This is a genomic window from Micromonospora sp. LOL_014, from assembly GCF_048060245.1.
Classification (GTDB): Bacteria; Actinomycetota; Actinomycetes; order Mycobacteriales; family Micromonosporaceae; genus Micromonospora_E.
Genome location: NZ_JBHMIP010000014.1, coordinates 18,530 through 34,875 on the forward strand (window position 1 = coordinate 18,530; position 16,346 = coordinate 34,875).

9 protein-coding genes are annotated in these 16,346 nt (G+C 73.8%); all 9 read left to right on the forward strand.

Annotation, left to right across the window (positions count from 1 at the left end):
• Positions 1-232: 232 nt before the first annotated feature.
• Positions 233-2,491, forward strand: a complete 2,259-nt coding sequence (locus tag ACFHW1_RS14230; protein WP_416615579.1) for an AAA family ATPase — start codon at positions 233-235, stop codon at positions 2,489-2,491.
• Positions 2,488-3,765, forward strand: coding sequence for an McrC family protein (locus ACFHW1_RS14235; RefSeq protein ID WP_416615581.1), 1,278 nt, complete (start codon positions 2,488-2,490; stop codon positions 3,763-3,765). Before ACFHW1_RS14230 ends, ACFHW1_RS14235 begins: the two co-directional genes overlap by 4 nt.
• A 125-nt stretch (positions 3,766-3,890) precedes the next feature.
• Positions 3,891-7,358 (forward strand): hypothetical protein, encoded by a 3,468-nt coding sequence (locus tag ACFHW1_RS14240; RefSeq protein ID WP_416615583.1) that lies wholly within the window; start codon positions 3,891-3,893, stop codon positions 7,356-7,358.
• A 157-nt stretch (positions 7,359-7,515) separates the two neighbouring features.
• Entirely contained in the window at positions 7,516-8,361 is an 846-nt protein-coding gene (locus tag ACFHW1_RS14245) for a hypothetical protein (RefSeq protein WP_416615585.1), read from the forward strand.
• A gap of 444 nt (positions 8,362-8,805) precedes the next feature.
• A complete protein-coding gene (locus tag ACFHW1_RS14250) occupies positions 8,806-9,426 on the forward strand; it encodes a C39 family peptidase (RefSeq protein WP_416551708.1) in 621 nt (206 codons plus the stop codon).
• A gap of 517 nt (positions 9,427-9,943) precedes the next feature.
• Positions 9,944-10,402: an SAV_6107 family HEPN domain-containing protein gene (locus tag ACFHW1_RS14255; protein WP_416551710.1), complete on the forward strand. Its 459-nt coding sequence runs from the start codon at positions 9,944-9,946 to the stop codon at positions 10,400-10,402.
• Between the two features lie 127 nt (positions 10,403-10,529).
• Positions 10,530-11,327, forward strand: a complete 798-nt coding sequence (locus tag ACFHW1_RS14260; RefSeq protein WP_416551712.1) for a hypothetical protein — start codon at positions 10,530-10,532, stop codon at positions 11,325-11,327.
• 37 nt (positions 11,328-11,364) lie between these two features.
• Complete coding sequence (locus ACFHW1_RS14265; RefSeq protein WP_416551811.1) at positions 11,365-12,951, forward strand: DNA polymerase Y family protein; 1,587 nt, start codon at positions 11,365-11,367, stop codon at positions 12,949-12,951.
• Positions 12,944-16,336 (forward strand): error-prone DNA polymerase, encoded by a 3,393-nt coding sequence (locus tag ACFHW1_RS14270; protein ID WP_416615587.1) that lies wholly within the window; start codon positions 12,944-12,946, stop codon positions 16,334-16,336. Before ACFHW1_RS14265 ends, ACFHW1_RS14270 begins: the two co-directional genes overlap by 8 nt.
• Positions 16,337-16,346: the final 10 nt, after the last annotated feature.

Consider the following 16,346-nt stretch of genomic DNA (forward strand, 5'->3'; position numbering starts at 1 on the left):
CGAGCTGTTGCTCTCATTCCGAACACGGAAGTGAAGCCAAGCAGGTTTCAATCCGGTACGGGCAACCGTGTGGGTCGATGGTATTTGATCTGTGCCGAGGCAAAGGGCTGGTGTGCTTGGAAGGTTGGCCAGATTCAGCTGTCTGGTCTCGGCGTAGCCTCGGTCGTTCGGCGCCAGACGCGACCGACACCGTGGATACCCGGCCCTCGGCGATGTCGTAGCGTGCACGGCCGTGGTAGACGTCTACGCCGCCGCGCGGCGGATCATCGAAGCGGGTTTCGCGGCCGACGACTCGGCCTTCACCCCGGGCCGTCCGGTCTGGACAGCGGAGTCGGCCGACCTGCTGTACAAGAATTTCGTGCAGCGGCCGGACGCCGGCACCGGCAGTTTCACCAGGAAGCTGCACGGACAGCTCGACGGCGTGCCGGCGTCGGCGATCCAGCTGATGGCCGAGCTGATCTATCTGCATCTGCTGCTGCCCCGCGACCTGACCGGGACCACCAAACGCAAGGTGATCGGGGCGGCGTTGACGTTGCTGCCGGAACCGGTGCAGATCCCGGCCGATCTCGACGTGGTGCTCGACCACGGGCGGGTCAAAGCCGGCGTGGCCTATCTGACCCAGCGGGACCGGCAGATCGCCTGGCTGGTCCGGGTGCTCCAGGTGTGGAAAGCGTTGCCGCGCGACGAACAACGCGGCGCACTCGACGATCCGTGGAAATTCCACGAGATTCTGTACCGCGTGCCGATCAACGCCGCGTACAGTCAGCGGAACCTGCTGCTCAACCTGGTATTTCCGGACGTCTTCCTGGACATCGCGTCGAACAAGCACAAGAGGCTGATCGTCGCCGCGTTCACTGACCGGCTCACCACTCCGACCGGCGACGTCGAACGTGACCTGGTGGCGATCCGCGACACTCTCGACGCCGAGTCACCCGACCAGCCGGTGCACTTCTACCACCCGCCGTGGGCCGACCGCTGGCTGCCGTCAGCGGTGGCAGCCGCCACCACCGGGCCACGCGGCTGGCTGGTCCGCAGTGCTCGGGCGCACGGCCGTAGCCTGCTCGACGACTGGCTGGCCGACGGATTCTGCTCCATCTCCTTCACCGAACGGCTCGACGGGGAGATCGGCGGCTCCAAGGCCCAGATCGTCGAACAGCTGCGGCACGCCGCACCGGACCTGACCCCCGCGCAGCGGACCAAGACGGCCGGGGTCCTCGACCGCTTCCACAACCGGATGAGTGAAGGAGACATCGTCGTCGCCGGCGATCGGCGCGGCCTCTACATCGGCCAGGTCACCGGCCCGGTCACCCAGGTCGCGTCCACCGATGACCTGTCCAACCTGCGGCGCGCCGTACGGTGGGCCAACGCGACCGCGCCGGCCGACCGCGACGACCTGTCCGACGCCGCCCGCAGCAAACTCGCCGGGCACCTCAGCGTCGCCGGCCTCGGCGTACACACCGCCGAATTCGCCACCCTCGCCGGCATCGGCGAGGGCGACGACGCCGACGGCGAGTCCGCCGAACTCGACAGCGCAGACGTGACCGACCTGGCGGCCGAGCTGCCGGAGCCGACCACCGACCTCGCCGAACGGCTGTTCATCGACCGGGAATGGCTGGCCGAGACCGTCGACCTGCTGCGGGAGAAGAAGCAGATCGTGCTGTACGGGCCGCCCGGCACCGGCAAGACGTACCTGGCACAGAAGCTGGCCCGCTTCCTCACCGGCGAGGCCGACAACGCGTACCGGCTGGTGCAGTTCCACCCGTCGTACGCGTACGAGGACTTCTTCGAGGGCTACCGCCCCCGACCGGCCGACGACGGCAACGGCGTCGGCTTCTCCCTCGAACCCGGTCCGTTCAAACAGCTCGTCGAGGACGCCCGCGCCGACCCGGCGCAGCCGTACATTCTGATCATCGACGAGATCAACCGCGCCAACCTGGCGAAGGTCTTCGGCGAGCTGTACTTCCTGCTTGAATACCGCGAGAGCAACATCGCCCTGCAGTACTCGCCCGGTGACGACTTCGACCTGCCGCCGAACGTCTACCTGATCGGCACGATGAACACCGCCGACCGGTCGATCGCCCTGGTCGACGCGGCGATGCGCCGCCGGTTCTACTTCCAGTCGCTGTTCCCCGGCGAGCCGCCGCTGGTCGACATGCTGCGCCGCTGGCTCGACGACCAACAGTTGCCGGCCAACCGGGCCGACCTGCTCGACGAGCTGAACCGCCGGATCGGCGACCGCGACGCCGCTGTCGGTCCGTCGTACCTGATGACGTCACGGGCCGCTACCGCCGACGGTCTGGCCAGGATCTGGAAGACCGCGATCCTGCCGCTGCTGGAGGAGCGCCACGTCGGCGACGGCGTCGACGTGCGCGCCCGCTACGGCCTCGACACGTTGTGGAAGGCGCTCGCCGACGGCGGCACCTCGGCGGCGACCCTGACGGCGGTCGAGCCGCCGGAGCCGGTCGAGGAGACCGGGGACGAACCCCAGTGAGGCTGCTCAGCCTGGGTGAACACCAGACCCGCGACTACGACCCGGTGCCGAAGGCCGTGGCCCGGGCCTTGGCCGCCACCGGCCTGGTCCGGGTTTCGGCCACCCTGGACGGTCGGCTGCGGCTGCGAGCCGGCTCCCGCGTCGGCGTGGTCCGCGTCCACACGGACCGGTCGGGCGCGGGTCAGGCGGGCGCGGGTCAGGCTGGATCCGAGTCGGCCGTCGAGGTCCGGGTACGCCCGAAGCTGCCGATCGGTCGGCTGATGTGGCTGCTCGGGTACGCCGACGACCAGCGCGGCTGGCGCGCCGAGCCGGTCGGGCTGGCCGAGGAGACCGACCTGGTGCCGGCCATGGCGGTCGCCTTCACCGCCGCCTGTTCCGCCGCGTTCGCCGCCGGGGTGCTGCAGGGCTACCAGGTACGCGAGGAGGCGTTGCCGGTGCTGCGGGGCCGGATCCGGGAGGCCGACCAGGTCCGCCGTCGGCTCGGTTTCGCCCCGCCGCTGGAGGTCCGCTACGACGACTACACGGTCGACATCACCGAGAACCGGATCCTGCTGGCAGCTGCCCACCGGCTGCAGCGGCTGCCCGGCGTACCGGCGGTGACTCGGCACGCCCTGCACCGGATCGTCGCCGCGCTCGCCGACGTGACCCCGCTGCCGGCCGGCGCGGACCTGCCCGCCGGAGCGGCGTTGCCGACCACCCGCGTCGACCGGCTCACCGCCCGCTACCAGCCGGCGCTGCGGCTGGCCCGGCTGATCCTGGCCGGCAACAGCGTCGAACAGCCGCCAGGCCCGTTCGCCGCCACCGGCTTCGTCTTCGACCTCAACGCGGTCTTCGAAGGCTGGCTCACCGCCATGCTGCGCGACAGCATCGAGTCCCGGTACGGCGGCCGGCTGCGCGCCCAGCACCAGTCGCACCTGGACACCGGGCGGCGGATCGGGTTGCGACCCGACATCACCTGGTGGGACGGGTCGTCGTGCCGGGCGGTGGTGGACGCCAAGTACAAGTCGACCGAGTGGGGCAAACCCGGTGAGACCGCCGGGCCGGGCCGTCCGCCGAACAGCGACATGTACCAGATGCTGGCGTACTGCACGACGTACGGGCTGAGCTGCGGCCATCTGGTGTACGCCGCCGGCGGTCCGACCTCCGGCAGCTACCAGCTGACCGGTGCCGGAATCCGGGTCGACGTGCACCCGGTCGACCTGTCCGCGCCGATCGCCGAGATCCGTCAGCGGATTCACGCCCTCGGCACGGCCGTCGCCGAGCCGGCCGGATAGCCGCTTTGATCCACTTCGGCTGATCGACGCGACACGCCGAACCACTGTCTGAACAACCGCAGTGGATCACTTGCGCGCGACGGAGGAGCGGATATCCGGTTGCTGGCGGCTGAGACGATCATCCGGTGCCGCACTCCACCGCCGAACTGCTCGCCGCCCTCGACCCGCTGACCCACCAGGCCCGGATGTCCGCCCTGGCCGGGCACGCCCGCCGGCTGGCCGCCACCGGAGACCTGCCCGCCGTACTCGCCGACCTGACCGGCGGGGACGCCCACCAGCGGTTCCTCGGGCTCACCATGGCGGTGATCGTCGGCGACCAGGCGACGGTGCGGGCCGGATTCAGCGACCCGGACCGCCGGCTGCGGGCGGTCGCGGTCACCGCGTACCTGCGCTCCGGCTGGGCCGACCCCGACGAGGTGGCGGCGCTGCTGCACGACGCCCCGGCCGACCTGCGGCGCACCGCGTACCGGACGCTGCGCGCGGCCCGCCGCGCCGACCTCGCCGACGCGCTGATCGACCCGGTCCGCGCCCGGTTCGGTGACGGCGAAGCCGCGGTCCTGCTGCCCGCCTGCGGCCCGGAGACCGTCGCCCGGCTGCTGCCACCGCTGGCGTACGCCGTCGGCGGCGGCACCGCGCTGGCCCGCCGGCACCCCACCGTGCTGCTCGACTTCGCGCAGGCGCAGCTCGCCGCCCGGTCCGGCGTCGCCCGCGACACCTGGTGGTCCGAGTGGGGCCGTGCGGTGCTGCACACCGCGCAGCGGCATCCGACGCGGGTGTTCGACCTGCTGGAGCGGTACGCCCCGACGACCTGCCTGCCCGGCGCGACGACCGCGTACGGCGTACTGGCCGGCGCGGATCCGGCGCGGACCCTGCGGCTGCTCACCGCCCCGGCGCGGGCCGGCTGGCTGCGCCGCCAGCAGCTGCCGTCCGGACTGCTGGACCGGCTGCGCGACGCCGACCTGACCGGCCTGGCGCCGCTCGGGGTGCGGCTGCGCGGCACCGACCACGCCTTCGCCCGGCTGCTCGCCGCGCTGGCCCCGGCCCGTCGGGGCGAGCTGTACGACGCGGTGACGGCCGACGTGGACACCGCCGACGTGCTGCTGTCGGAGCAACTGCTGACCGTGCTGCCCCGCCACTGGCAGCACCGGGAGGCCCGCCGGATACTCGGCCTGGACCGGGTCCGGGCCAGCGAGGACTCGACGCTGACGTACACCGCGTTCCTGCCCTGGGCCGAGGCGGAGTCGGCGCTGGTCGCGGCGGCCCGGCGCGCGGACGCCACCGCCCGGGGCACCGGCTACGCGCTGCTGCTGGCCGCCGCCGGGCGCAGCGGCGACCCGGCGGCCGTCGCCGCCGCCGTCGAGCAACTGCGCCGGCTGCGCAACGACCAGGACCCGGTACGGGCCCGCGCGTTCACCGCGTTATCGCAGGTCGTCGGCCTGCTCGCCCCGGCGACGGTGCCGGCGCTGACCGACGTCGTCACCCAGGCGGTGGCCGCCCGGGACACCTCGTCGGCCAGTCTGACCGCGATCGGCGGGCTGGCCGGGCAGGTGCTGCGCCGGCACGCGACCGACCCGGCACTGGTCGGCTGGGCGCTGCAGACCTTCGACACGCTGTACGACGGCCGGCAGGTGACGTTCCTCGGCCGGCTCGACCAGGTGCTGCGCCGGGGCCAGGAGCACGACCTGTTCACCCGGATCGCACCGTGGATCGAGGGCGCGGCGGCCCGGGACCGGTACGAGCCGCTGTTCGCCGTCGCCTGGTCGCTCGGCCGGCGCGCCTGGCGGCTGCCGCACCTGCAGCGGCTGCTGCGCCGGGCGATCCGCCCCGGCGTGGTGTCGTCGGTGTTCCGCCGGGCGGTGACACTGTGGCTGGCCGACCCGGCGACCCGGGCCGACCGGGTCGGCGAGGTGCTCGCCGTCGATGTGTCCACGGTGGAGATCAACGAGGTGTGGCAGGCGATCTGCACCCGTCGCACCGACCTGCTCGACGAGGTGTTCACCACGCCGCCCGGTAAGCGGACCGGCAAGTTCCTCTCCGCCGGTGCCCGCTGGGTGCCCGGCCCGGCGCACCGGGTCGCCCGGTGGCTGCCCCGCCACCAGCAGGCGTACGCCGACCTGCTGGCGTCGATCGCCGCCGACCGGAGCATGGCCAAACACCATCGGGTACGGGCGATCAGCTGCGCCGCCCCGGTGCCCGGTGCCGGCTGGGCGGTCGTCGCCCGGCACCTCGACGCGGCGGACGTCACCCTCGCCGAGGCGGCGCTGGCCGGGCTGGCCTGGACCGACCGGCCGGACGAGGCGCTGCCGGTGCTGCTGCGGCACGTCGACGACGACCGGGCCCGGGTCGCCGTCTACGCGGCCGGCCGTACCGCCCGGCTCGTCGCACCGTCCACACTGGTTGCCATGCTGACCGACGTCGCCCTCGGCGCCGGCAAGGTGACCAGCCGCAAGCAGGCGCTGCGGCTGCTCGCCCGGTTCGGCCCACCGGAGGCGTTCGACGTGGTCACCGCGGCGTACCAGCGGGTGGACCAGCACCCCGACGTGCGGGCCGCCGCCGTCGCCGCCGCCCGGCAGCGGCCCGACGTGCCGGCCAGCTGGACGATCCTGACCGGAGCGGCTGGGACCGTTGGCGCGGCTGGTGTCGCTGACGCGGCTGACGTGGCCGACTCGCCGACACCGTCGCGGGCCGAGGTGTCGGCGCTGCTGGACGCACCGCCGTCGACCATCGCCGAGCCGGACCGCCCCCGGTACGCCGCACTGGTCGTGGCCGCCACCAGCAACCCGGATCCGGAAGCGGCCCGGCTGGCCTGGATGGCGTTGCCGGCCTGGGCCCGCTGGGCACCCGAGTTGACCGGGTTGACCGTCGCCGCCCTGACCGACCTGGACGACCCGCACCGGTGGGCGTCGGCGATGCGGGTGGTGACCCGGCTGCTCGACGAACCGGCGGCGGCAGCGGCAGCGGATGGATCGCCGTCGGCAGCTGACGGGTCGCCGCCGGCGGTCGATCGGTCGCCGTTGGTGGTCGCGGTGGACGCGCTGGCCCGGCTGGACCGGTCCGACGACCGGCCGGGTGACCCGGCGGGGGACCGGCCGGCCCGGCGCCGCCTCGACCGGCTCGTCGACGCGGCGGTGCGCTGGTGCCGCGACGCCGACCCGGACACCGACCGGACGGCGGTGCGGGCCGCCGCGCGTACCCTCGTCGGGTTTGCCGATCTGATCCCGCAGGCGGCGCGGCTGCTCACCCACCTGGTGCCGCTGGCCGCACCGACCGCGCCCCCGGTCGTGGCCGAGCTGGCCGCGCTCGCCGACCTGGTCGCCGACCGGCCGGTGCTGGCCGGCCGGCTCGCCGAGACGCTGACCGACCAGGTACGCCGGGCCGAGGGCAGCTGGGACCCGGCGGTGCTGACGGCCGTCGTCGGGACGCTCGCCGAGCGGGGTGACCTGGCGGCCGGGTTGTTCGCGGTGGCGCTGGTCCGGGCCGGTGACCGGTACGGCTGGTCGCCGCCGTGGCGGTCGCCGCTGCACCGGCTGCGCCGCCATCCGGTGCCCGACGTCCGGTCGGCGGCCCTCGACCTCGCGATGGCGTCCGGCTGAGTCCGACCGGGCGTTGGCCTTGCCCGGCTGCCGCACCATGATCGGCAACCGGCAGGTCGGTGCCGGTCAGGCGTTCGGGAGACGAGGGGTAAGCGTGCAGCGAACGGGGCGGTCGCGGCCGTACGGAGGTATCGGGTCGGGCCGGTGGGTCCGGGCGGTGGCCGGTCTCGTCGCGGCCGCCGTCACGGTGACGGCCGTCACCGGCTGCTGCGACGACGAACGGATGGCCGCCTTCGAGGAGGCGATCATGCCGATCGTCGTCGAGATCGCCAAGGAATCTGTGGCGGCGCTGCCGGCGCCGTACCGGATCGTCGCCGAGGTCGGCATCTACGCCACCGAGGAGGCGGCCCGCGAGCAGGCTACCGACCAGGACGCCACCTATCTGATGATCAACCAGACGAGCGACGGTACGCAGCGGGTAAGTGTCTTCCGGATCGGCACCACCCGCAAGTTGCGGATCGACATGGACGGGAGGTTCGTCACCGAGATCGAACAGAACCGGATCACCATCACCGCCGACCCGACCGTCGACTCCACGCTCGTGATCACCGACGCGCTGGACAGCGAACCGGTGTACGCCGGTGACCGGCTCGTCTTCGACGGTGACGACCTGCACTACGACCTGGACACCGGGCAGTTCGGCGACCCGGAGCAGGATCCGGAGTTCGCTGCGGCGGTGGATCTGGTGGAGCCCCGGTCCGCCGGCACCTGGAGCTCGCTGACCGGCGGCCAGGCCGCCCTGCGTAACGGCGCACAGGCCGCAGACTGGGACGAAGGTACGCCGACCCTCGGCGGCTGCGCGTCACTGCCCGACTCGGCCTGGAACGACGAGGAGGTCGTCCAGGGCATGTTCAGCGGCAACCGGTGGCGACGGCTGTTTCCGGTCTACTGCATCCGGACCAGCGACGGGCGGTACGGCACCCTCACCCAGCGCACGTCGGTCGACGGCGAGGAAGGCCCGCTGCAACTGGAGTACGTGCTGTGGAAGAAGCCGGGCGACTGATCATGGTCGGCGGCGTCCCGTTTGCGCGGTTAGGCCCGTCTGCGCGGTTCGGTGCGGCGCGGCGGGCGGGTGGCGAGGCATCCGGGCTCTGGTGGAACATCGGCCGGCCGGGCGGCGTTGGATCCTGGCGTTGGACCGAGTAGGCGAGCGGCCCGGCTGATCTGCCGGGCCTGATCCGCCTGATCCGCCTGGTCTGTCGCCCGGCGTGGGTACGGCCGGATCTGCGGCCCCGCCCGGTGCGGAATGCCGGGCACCCCCGGATGGTTGTATCCGGTGCGCCGGTGAGACCGCCCCCCCCGCCTGGACCGGCGGGTGTGCGCAGGTCGGAGCGCATCATTTGAGTTCGACTTTTTTGTGCGTGTTCTGTTCTGTCCCGTTCGTGACCGGTTATCGACCCGGTGGGTCCGGTGTCCGGTTCATCCCCCTCGGAACGGAGATTCTGCTATGAACACGATCTTCCGTAAGTCTGCTCTGTCGGTTGCTGGTCTGCTGACCGCTGGTGGTGTGGTGGTGGCTCCTGCCATGGCGGCGCAGGCCGCTGGTCCGGGTGCCGCCGATGGTGGTGCGCGTGAGGTGGCGGTGGAGTACGAGGCGCAGCCGAATTTCTACTACTGCGGTCCGGCGGCGACGCGGATCGCGTTGACGGCGCAGGGTCATGCTCCGTCGCAGGACGAGGTGGCGGGCAAGCTGGGGACGACCGAGGCCGGTACCGATTCGGCTGAGGAGACGACCCGGGTGCTCAACGAGATGATCGGTGAGGCCGAGTACGAGACGACCGCGATCGGCACGGACGCCGCCAAGCCGGAGCACGTGGAGAAGCTGCGGGCCGATGTGCGGGAGGCCGTGGACGACGACCGGGCCGTGGTCGCGAACATCATGGGTACGGCGACCGACGTCGACGGGGTGGCACACTCGTACGAAGGTGGGCACTACCTGACGGTGACGGGTTACCGCGACGGTGGCGACACGGTGAAGATCGCAGACCCGTACTTCGAGGGCCAGGAGTACTGGATGGACCTTGACGCGCTGGCTGACTGGGTCGCCGCACGCGGCTACTCCGCCTGAGTCGTCCCTGAGTCACGTCCCTGAGCTCTGCCCAGGTCGAACCCGATGAGGTTGCTTGACCGGTCCGCTGGCCGGGTCCCGTACGCCGGGATCCGGCCAGCGGCGTTTGGCGTGCCTGACGTTGCATTTTCGTCGGTGGCAGGGTGTACTGTGAAGCAGAGGTTAGAACGGGTGTTCGATAACAGGTAGCTCTGCTGGTTGGGTCCGCCGGTCAGCAACGGCACCACCGGAGTCGACACCCGTCCTGGCCGCCGGGAGGAGCGATTCGCGGCGCGAGTCCCGGCAGTGCGGCGCCGCGAGCCGCACGCCCCGGCACTGGACTTTCGCGGGTCCAGCGCCACCAGGCAGGACCGCTGCCCGCCGCCCCCGACCCCCGGGCGGCGGGCAGCGGACCCCGCCAGCATCGTCGGTGCGGATGCGGTGTGGGGAAGCATCCGCATCCGCACCGACGACGCCCCGCCGACGTCTTCCTCCGTGGGCGGGCACCCGAACAGGTGAAACGCGCGGAGGAGGATCCATGCCGACCACTTCGGCACCGGCCCAGGCACCCACGGTGCCGGCGCACCTGCTGCCCAACCGCACCCCGGCCCAGTTGCTCGTCCTCGCCCGGCACGGGCTGACTGAAGCGGGCAACACCCGCCCCGACGGGCTGCGGTACGCGGCAGCCCACCTGGCCGCCCTGCGCGCCGCCGCCGCGATGCTCGCCGCCCGCGCCCGGCCCGCCCCCACCCGCCGCAACCGGGTCACCAGTGTCTGGGCCCTGCTGATGATGGTCGCCCCCGAGATGGCCGAGTGGGCCACCTTCTTCGCCGCCGGCGCCAGCAAACGGGCCGCCGCCGAAGCCGGCATCCCCCGGGTGGTCACCGGCCGGGAAGCCGATGACCTGCTGCGCTCCGCCGGGCAGTTCGTCTCCCTGGTCGAGGACACCCTCGGGCTGGCCCACCAACCAGCTCTCGACGGCCTGGCCGCTGCCTGACCGACCAACCCACGCAGGCGTGACTTTGTTGTTGCCGCCGGCACTCGTGGTGCCGGCGGCGATCACGCGCGCACACCACCACCAACACAACACCGTGTAAGCGGAACACCCGGGGGAGAGAAGCAGGATGGCAGGGCGAATGGTGGCCGGCACGGCGGCGTTGTCCGCCGTCGCCGCCGGCCTGGTCCGCCCGGCCAGTGCGCTCGCTGGCGGCGCCGGATCAGCGGCGACGGCCGGTACGCCGGACCCGACCGGCCTGCCCGGGGCGGGCGGCATCGACCGGGTGCTTCCCGTCCCGACCATGCTCACCGGCCTGCTACCCGGACGAGGGCTGCGCCGCGGCTCCACCGTCAACGTGCTGCCCCACCGGTCGGCCCGGCTCGGCGCGACCTCGCTGCTGTTGGCCCTGCTCGCCGAGGCGTCCCGGGCCGGGCTGTGGTGCGCCGTCGTCGGAGTGCCGGCGCTGGGTGTGACCGCCGCCGCCGAGCTGGGCATCGCCCTGGACCGGCTGGCCCTGGTGCCCAACCCCGGACCGGACTGGCCGGCGGTGGTCGCCGCGCTGATCGACGGGGTGGACGTGGTGGTGGTCGCCGCCCCCGCCGCCGTGACAGCGCAGGTGACTGGCCGGCTCGCCGCCCGGGCCCGGCAGCGGGGCTGCGTGCTGGTGCCCTGCGGCCGGTGGGACGCCCCCGACGTAACCCTGCAGGTGGTGAACGGCCGCTGGGAAGGGCTCGGGCCGGGCCGGGGCCGGCTCCGCCGTCGGGAGATGGTCGTCTCCGCCCGGGGCCGGGGAGCGCTGACCCGGCCCCGGGAGATCCGGATCTGGCTGCCCGGTGGCCCACCCACCCCGGCAGCCGCCGCGCCGGCCGGCGGCATCACCCGCCGGACCCGCCGTGCCGAGCTGACCCTGGTGCAGCGGCGATGAGCCGCACTGAGCTGACCCTGGTGCGGCGCGGATGAACATGGCCACCCCGGCCGGCCGGCCCACCCGGGCGCTGGTCGTCTGGTGCCCCGACTGGCCGGTGACGGCCGCCGAGATCATCGACGGCGTGCCGGCCACCGGGCCGGTGGCCGTCCTGCACGCCAACCGGGTGGTCGCCTGCACCGCGGCTGCCCGCGCCGACGGCGTACACCCCGGGTTGCGCCGGCGGGAGGCGCAGAGCCGCTGCCCCGGGCTCACCGTGCTCGACCACGACCCGGCCCGCGACGCCCGGGCGTTCGAGCCGGTCGTCGCCGCGATCGAACAGGTCGTCGCCGGGGTCGAGGTGCACCGCCCCGGAGCGTGCGCCGTCGCCGCCCGAGGCCCGGCCCGTTACTTCGGCGGCGAGGAGCCCGCCGCCGAGCAGATCATCGAACACGTCGCGCAGGTCTGCGAAGTCGAAAGCCAGGTGGGTGTCGCCGACGGGTTCTTCGCCGCCGGGCTGGCCGCCCGTACCGGCCGGATCGTCCCGCCCGGCGACAGCCGCACGTTCCTGGCCGGGCTGCCGCTGCGGGTGCTCGGCCGACCCGATCTGGCCGGCCTGCTGCGCCGGCTCGGTCTGCGTACCCTCGGGGATTTCGCCGCGCTGCCGGCCCGCGACGTGCTCGCCCGGTTCGGCCCCGACGCGGCGCTGGCCCACCGGCTGGCCGGCGGGCGCGACGAACAGCCGTTCACCCCCCGACAGCCGCCGCCCGAACTGTCCGTCACCGCCGACTACGACGAACCGCTCGACCGGGTCGACGCGGCCGCGTTCGCCGCCCGCGCCCTGGCCGAGCAGCTGCACGACCAGCTCAGCAGGCACGGACTGGCCTGCACCCGGGTCGGCATCGAAGCGGTGACCGCGCACGGCCAGGAACTGCACCGCGTCTGGCGGCACGACGGAATGCTCACCGCCGCGGCGATCACCGACCGACTGCGTTGGCAGCTCGACGGCTGGCTCACCGGCGCCGCCGCCCGTCGGCCGGGTGCCGGCAGCACCGCGTCACCGCCGGCACCCACCGCCGGGATCGTCCGGCTGCGGCTCGTCCCGGACGGGGTGCTCGCCCGGGTCGCCCTGCAACCCGGCCTGTGGGGGGAGATCGGCGCGGAGGACGCCCGGGCCCGTCGGGCGTTGACCCGGGTGCAGGGGCTGCTCGGGCCGGACGCGGTGGTCACCGCCGTGCTCGGTGGCGGCCGGTCCCCGGTCGACCAGGTCCGACTGGTGCCGTGGGGCGACGAACGGGCGCCGGCCCGGTCCGGTCAGCCGCCGTGGCCCGGCCGGCTGCCGCCGCCGGCACCGGCGGTCGTGCTGCCCGCCCCGCTGCCGGCCGAGGTGTACGACGCGGCAGGCGAACCGGTCACCGTCAGCGCCCGGCTGGTGGTCAGCGCCGCGCCGGCCCGGCTCGCCGTCGGTACGGGCCCTGCGGTCGACGTCACCGGCTGGACCGGCCCGTGGCCGCTCGACGAACGCTGGTGGGCGCCGGCCGAGGCGCGCCGCCGGGCCCGGTTCCAGGTCGCGCTCGCCGACGGCAGCGCCCTGCTGATCGCCCGCGCCGACGGGCGCTGGGTGGTGGAGGCCGTCTATGACTGACGACCCGATGGTGGTCGACCCGCTCGCGGTTGACGGCGACGGCGGCGACGCGCCGGGCTGGACCCGCAAACGGGCACCGTACACACCGCCGCCGGGGCTGGCCGCGCCGTCGGCCGCGCCGCTGGTCACCGCCGGGGGCGGGCCGGCCGCCGCCGGGGGCGGGCCGGTCACGCCGTACGCCGAACTGCACTGCCACAGCAACTTCAGTTTCCTCGACGGGGCCAGCCACCCGGAGGAGCTGGTCGAGGAGGCGGTCCGGCTGGGGTTGACCGCGCTGGCCGTCACCGACCACGACGGCTGCTACGGGGTGGTGCGGTTCGCCGAGGCGGCCGCCGCGTACGGGCTGCCGACCGTGTTCGGCGCCGAACTGTCCCTCACCGAGGACAGCACCGGCGCGGGCCGGGGCGGTGCGGACCGGGGCAGGGTAGGCGACCGGCGGGCGGCACCGCGCACCGGGGAGCCGGACCCGGCCGGGCGGCACCTGCTGACGCTGGCCCGTGGCCCGGCCGGGTACGCCCGGTTGGCCCGGGTCATCTCCCGGGCGCAGCTGCGCGGCGGGGAGAAGGGCCGACCCGACTACGGCAGCCTGGAGCAGGTCGCCGCCGCGCTGCGCGACCACGTACTGGTGCTCACCGGCTGCCGCAAAGGGCCGGTGCCGGCGGCGCTGCGTACCGGCGGGGTGGCCGCCGCCGACGCGGAGCTGGACCGGCTGGTGGCGCTGTTCGGCGCGGACGGCGTCGCGGTCGAGCTGACCGACCACGGGCATCCGGACGACGGCGACCGCAACGACGCCCTCGCCGAGCTGGCCGGCGCCCGCAGGCTGCCGACGGTGGCCAGCGGCAACGTGCACTACGCCACGCCGGCCCGGCACCGGATGGCCAGCGTGCTGGCCGCGATCCGGGCCCGCCGTGGCCTGGACGACATCGACGGCTGGCTGCCCGCCGCCGGCGCCGCCCACCTGCGCTCCGGCGCCGAGATGGCGGCCCGGTTCGCCGACTACCCGGGTGCGGTGGCCCGGGCCGCCGGCTACGGCGCCGAACTGGCGTTCGACCTGCAGCTGGTCGCCCCCCGGCTGCCGGACCACCCGGTGCCGGCCGGACACACCGAGATGAGCTGGCTGCGGGAGCTGACCTGGCGGGGCGCGCTGGAGCGGTACGGCCCGCGCGAGGCGCACCCGGAGGCGTACCGGCAGCTCGACCACGAACTCGACATGATCGAACGGCTGGACTTCCCCGGCTACTTCCTGGTCGTGCACGACATCGTGGCGTTCTGCCGGGAACAGGACATCTACTGCCAGGGACGGGGGTCGGCGGCCAACTCGGCGGTCTGCTACGCGCTGCGGATCACCAACGTCGACGCGGTCCGCCACCAGCTGCTGTTCGAACGGTTCCTCGCTCCGGAACGCGACGGCCCGCCGGACATCGACGTCGACATCGAGTCCGGCCGCCGCGAGGAGGTCATCCAGTACGTGTACCGCCGCTACGGCCGGGAACACACCGCCCAGGTGGCCAACGTGATCTCGTACCGGCCCCGGTCGGCGGTGCGCGACGTGGCCCGCGCGTTCGGGTTCTCGCCCGGCCAGCAGGACGCCTGGAGCAAACAGATCGACCACTATGGCGCGGTGGCGGCGGCCGGGGAGGACATTCCGGCGCAGGTGGTGGCGTACGCCGACGAACTGCAGACCTTCCCCCGGCATCTGGGCGTCCACTCCGGCGGGATGGTGATCTGCGACCGGCCGGTGATCGAGGTGTGCCCGGTGGAGTGGGCCCGGATGCCGGGGCGCACCGTGCTGCAGTGGGACAAGGACGACTGCGCCAGCGTCGGCCTGGTCAAGTTCGACCTGCTCGGGCTGGGCATGCTCACCGCGCTGCACGACGCACACGACCTGATCGGCTCCGAACTGGACCTGAGTGCCATGTCGCTGGACGACCCCGAGGTGTACGCGATGCTGTGCCGGGCCGACTCGGTCGGGGTGTTCCAGGTGGAGAGCCGCGCCCAGATGGCCACCCTGCCCCGGCTGAAACCGACCTGCTTCTACGACCTGGTCGTCGAGGTGGCGCTGATCCGGCCCGGCCCGATCCAGGGTGGCTCGGTGCACCCGTACATCCGCCGGCGCAACGGCCAGGAGCCGGTGACCTACCCGCATCCGCTGATGCGCAACGCGCTGGAGAAGACCCTCGGCGTGCCGCTGTTCCAGGAGCAGCTGATGCAGCTGGCGATCGACCTGGCCGGCTTCGACGCCGCCGGCGCCGACCAGCTGCGCCGGGCGATGGGGTCGAAACGGTCGGCGTCTCGGATGGCCGCGATCCGCGACCGGCTGTACGCCGGGATGGCCGGCCGGGGCATCACCGGTGAACTGGCCGACGACATCTACCTGAAGCTGTCCGCGTTCGCCAGCTTCGGCTTCCCGGAGAGCCACGCGATGAGCTTCGCCTACCTGGTGTACGCCAGCGCCTGGCTCAAGCGCTACCACCCGGCGCCGTTCCTGGCCGCGCTGCTCAACGCCCAGCCGATGGGGTTCTACTCGCCGCAGACCCTGGTCGACGACGCCCGCCGGCACGGGGTACGGGTGCACCGGCCGGACGTCAACGCCAGCGGTGCGGCGGCCACCCTGGTCGTCGACGCCCGTACCCGGTGGGGTGGCGCGTCGGGGGAGCCGCCGCACCGGTGGGGGGTCGGCGGCCCGCAGGTGCGCCTCGGCCTGTCGGCGGTCCGCGGCATCGGCGACGAGCTGGCCGAACGGATCGAGGCCGAGCGGGCCGCGCACGGGCCGTACCGGGACATGCCGGACCTGGCCCGCCGGGTCGGGCTGACCGCCGCCCAACTGGAGGCGCTGGCCACCGCCGACGCGTTCGCCTGTTTCGGGCTGACCCGTCGGCAGGCGCTGTGGGGGGCCGGGGCGGCCGCGCAGGAACGCGCCGACCGGCTGCCCGGGGTCGCCGTCGGGGTCGCCGCGCCGACCCTGCCCGGTCTGGACGAGGTGGACGCGTTGATGGCCGACGTGTGGGCCACCGGGCTGTCACCGGACACCCACCCGGTGCGGTTCGTCCGGGACCGGCTGGCCGCCGCCGGGGCGGTGCCGATCGCCGCTCTGGGTCGGGTCGTCGCCGGCACCCGGGTCCGGGTCGGTGGCATCGTCACCCACCGGCAGCGCCCAGCGACCGCCAGCGGGGTGACGTTCGTGAACCTGGAGGACGAGACCGGGATGCTCAACGTGACCTGCTCACCCGGGCTGTGGCAGCGCTACCGGACAGTGGCCCGGTCCAGCGCGGCCCTGCTGGTGCGGGGCCGGCTGGAGAAGGCCGAAGGGGTGATCAACCTGGTCGCCGACCGGCTGGACGCGGTGACCACCCCGGTCAGCCCGACGTCCCGGGACTTCCGCTGACCGCCGGATC

Bases quoted from the DNA above. Each gene is read 5' to 3' on its own strand.
- ACFHW1_RS14250 (WP_416551708.1), top strand. From the start codon at position 8,806: ATGAACACGATCTTCCGTAAGTCTGCTCTGTCGGTTGCTGGTCTGCTG.
- ACFHW1_RS14255 (WP_416551710.1), top strand. From the start codon at position 9,944: ATGCCGACCACTTCGGCACCGGCCCAGGCACCCACGGTGCCGGCGCAC.
- ACFHW1_RS14260 (WP_416551712.1), top strand. From the start codon at position 10,530: ATGGCAGGGCGAATGGTGGCCGGCACGGCGGCGTTGTCCGCCGTCGCC.
- ACFHW1_RS14265 (WP_416551811.1), top strand. From the start codon at position 11,365: ATGGCCACCCCGGCCGGCCGGCCCACCCGGGCGCTGGTCGTCTGGTGC.
- ACFHW1_RS14270 (WP_416615587.1), top strand. From the start codon at position 12,944: ATGACTGACGACCCGATGGTGGTCGACCCGCTCGCGGTTGACGGCGAC.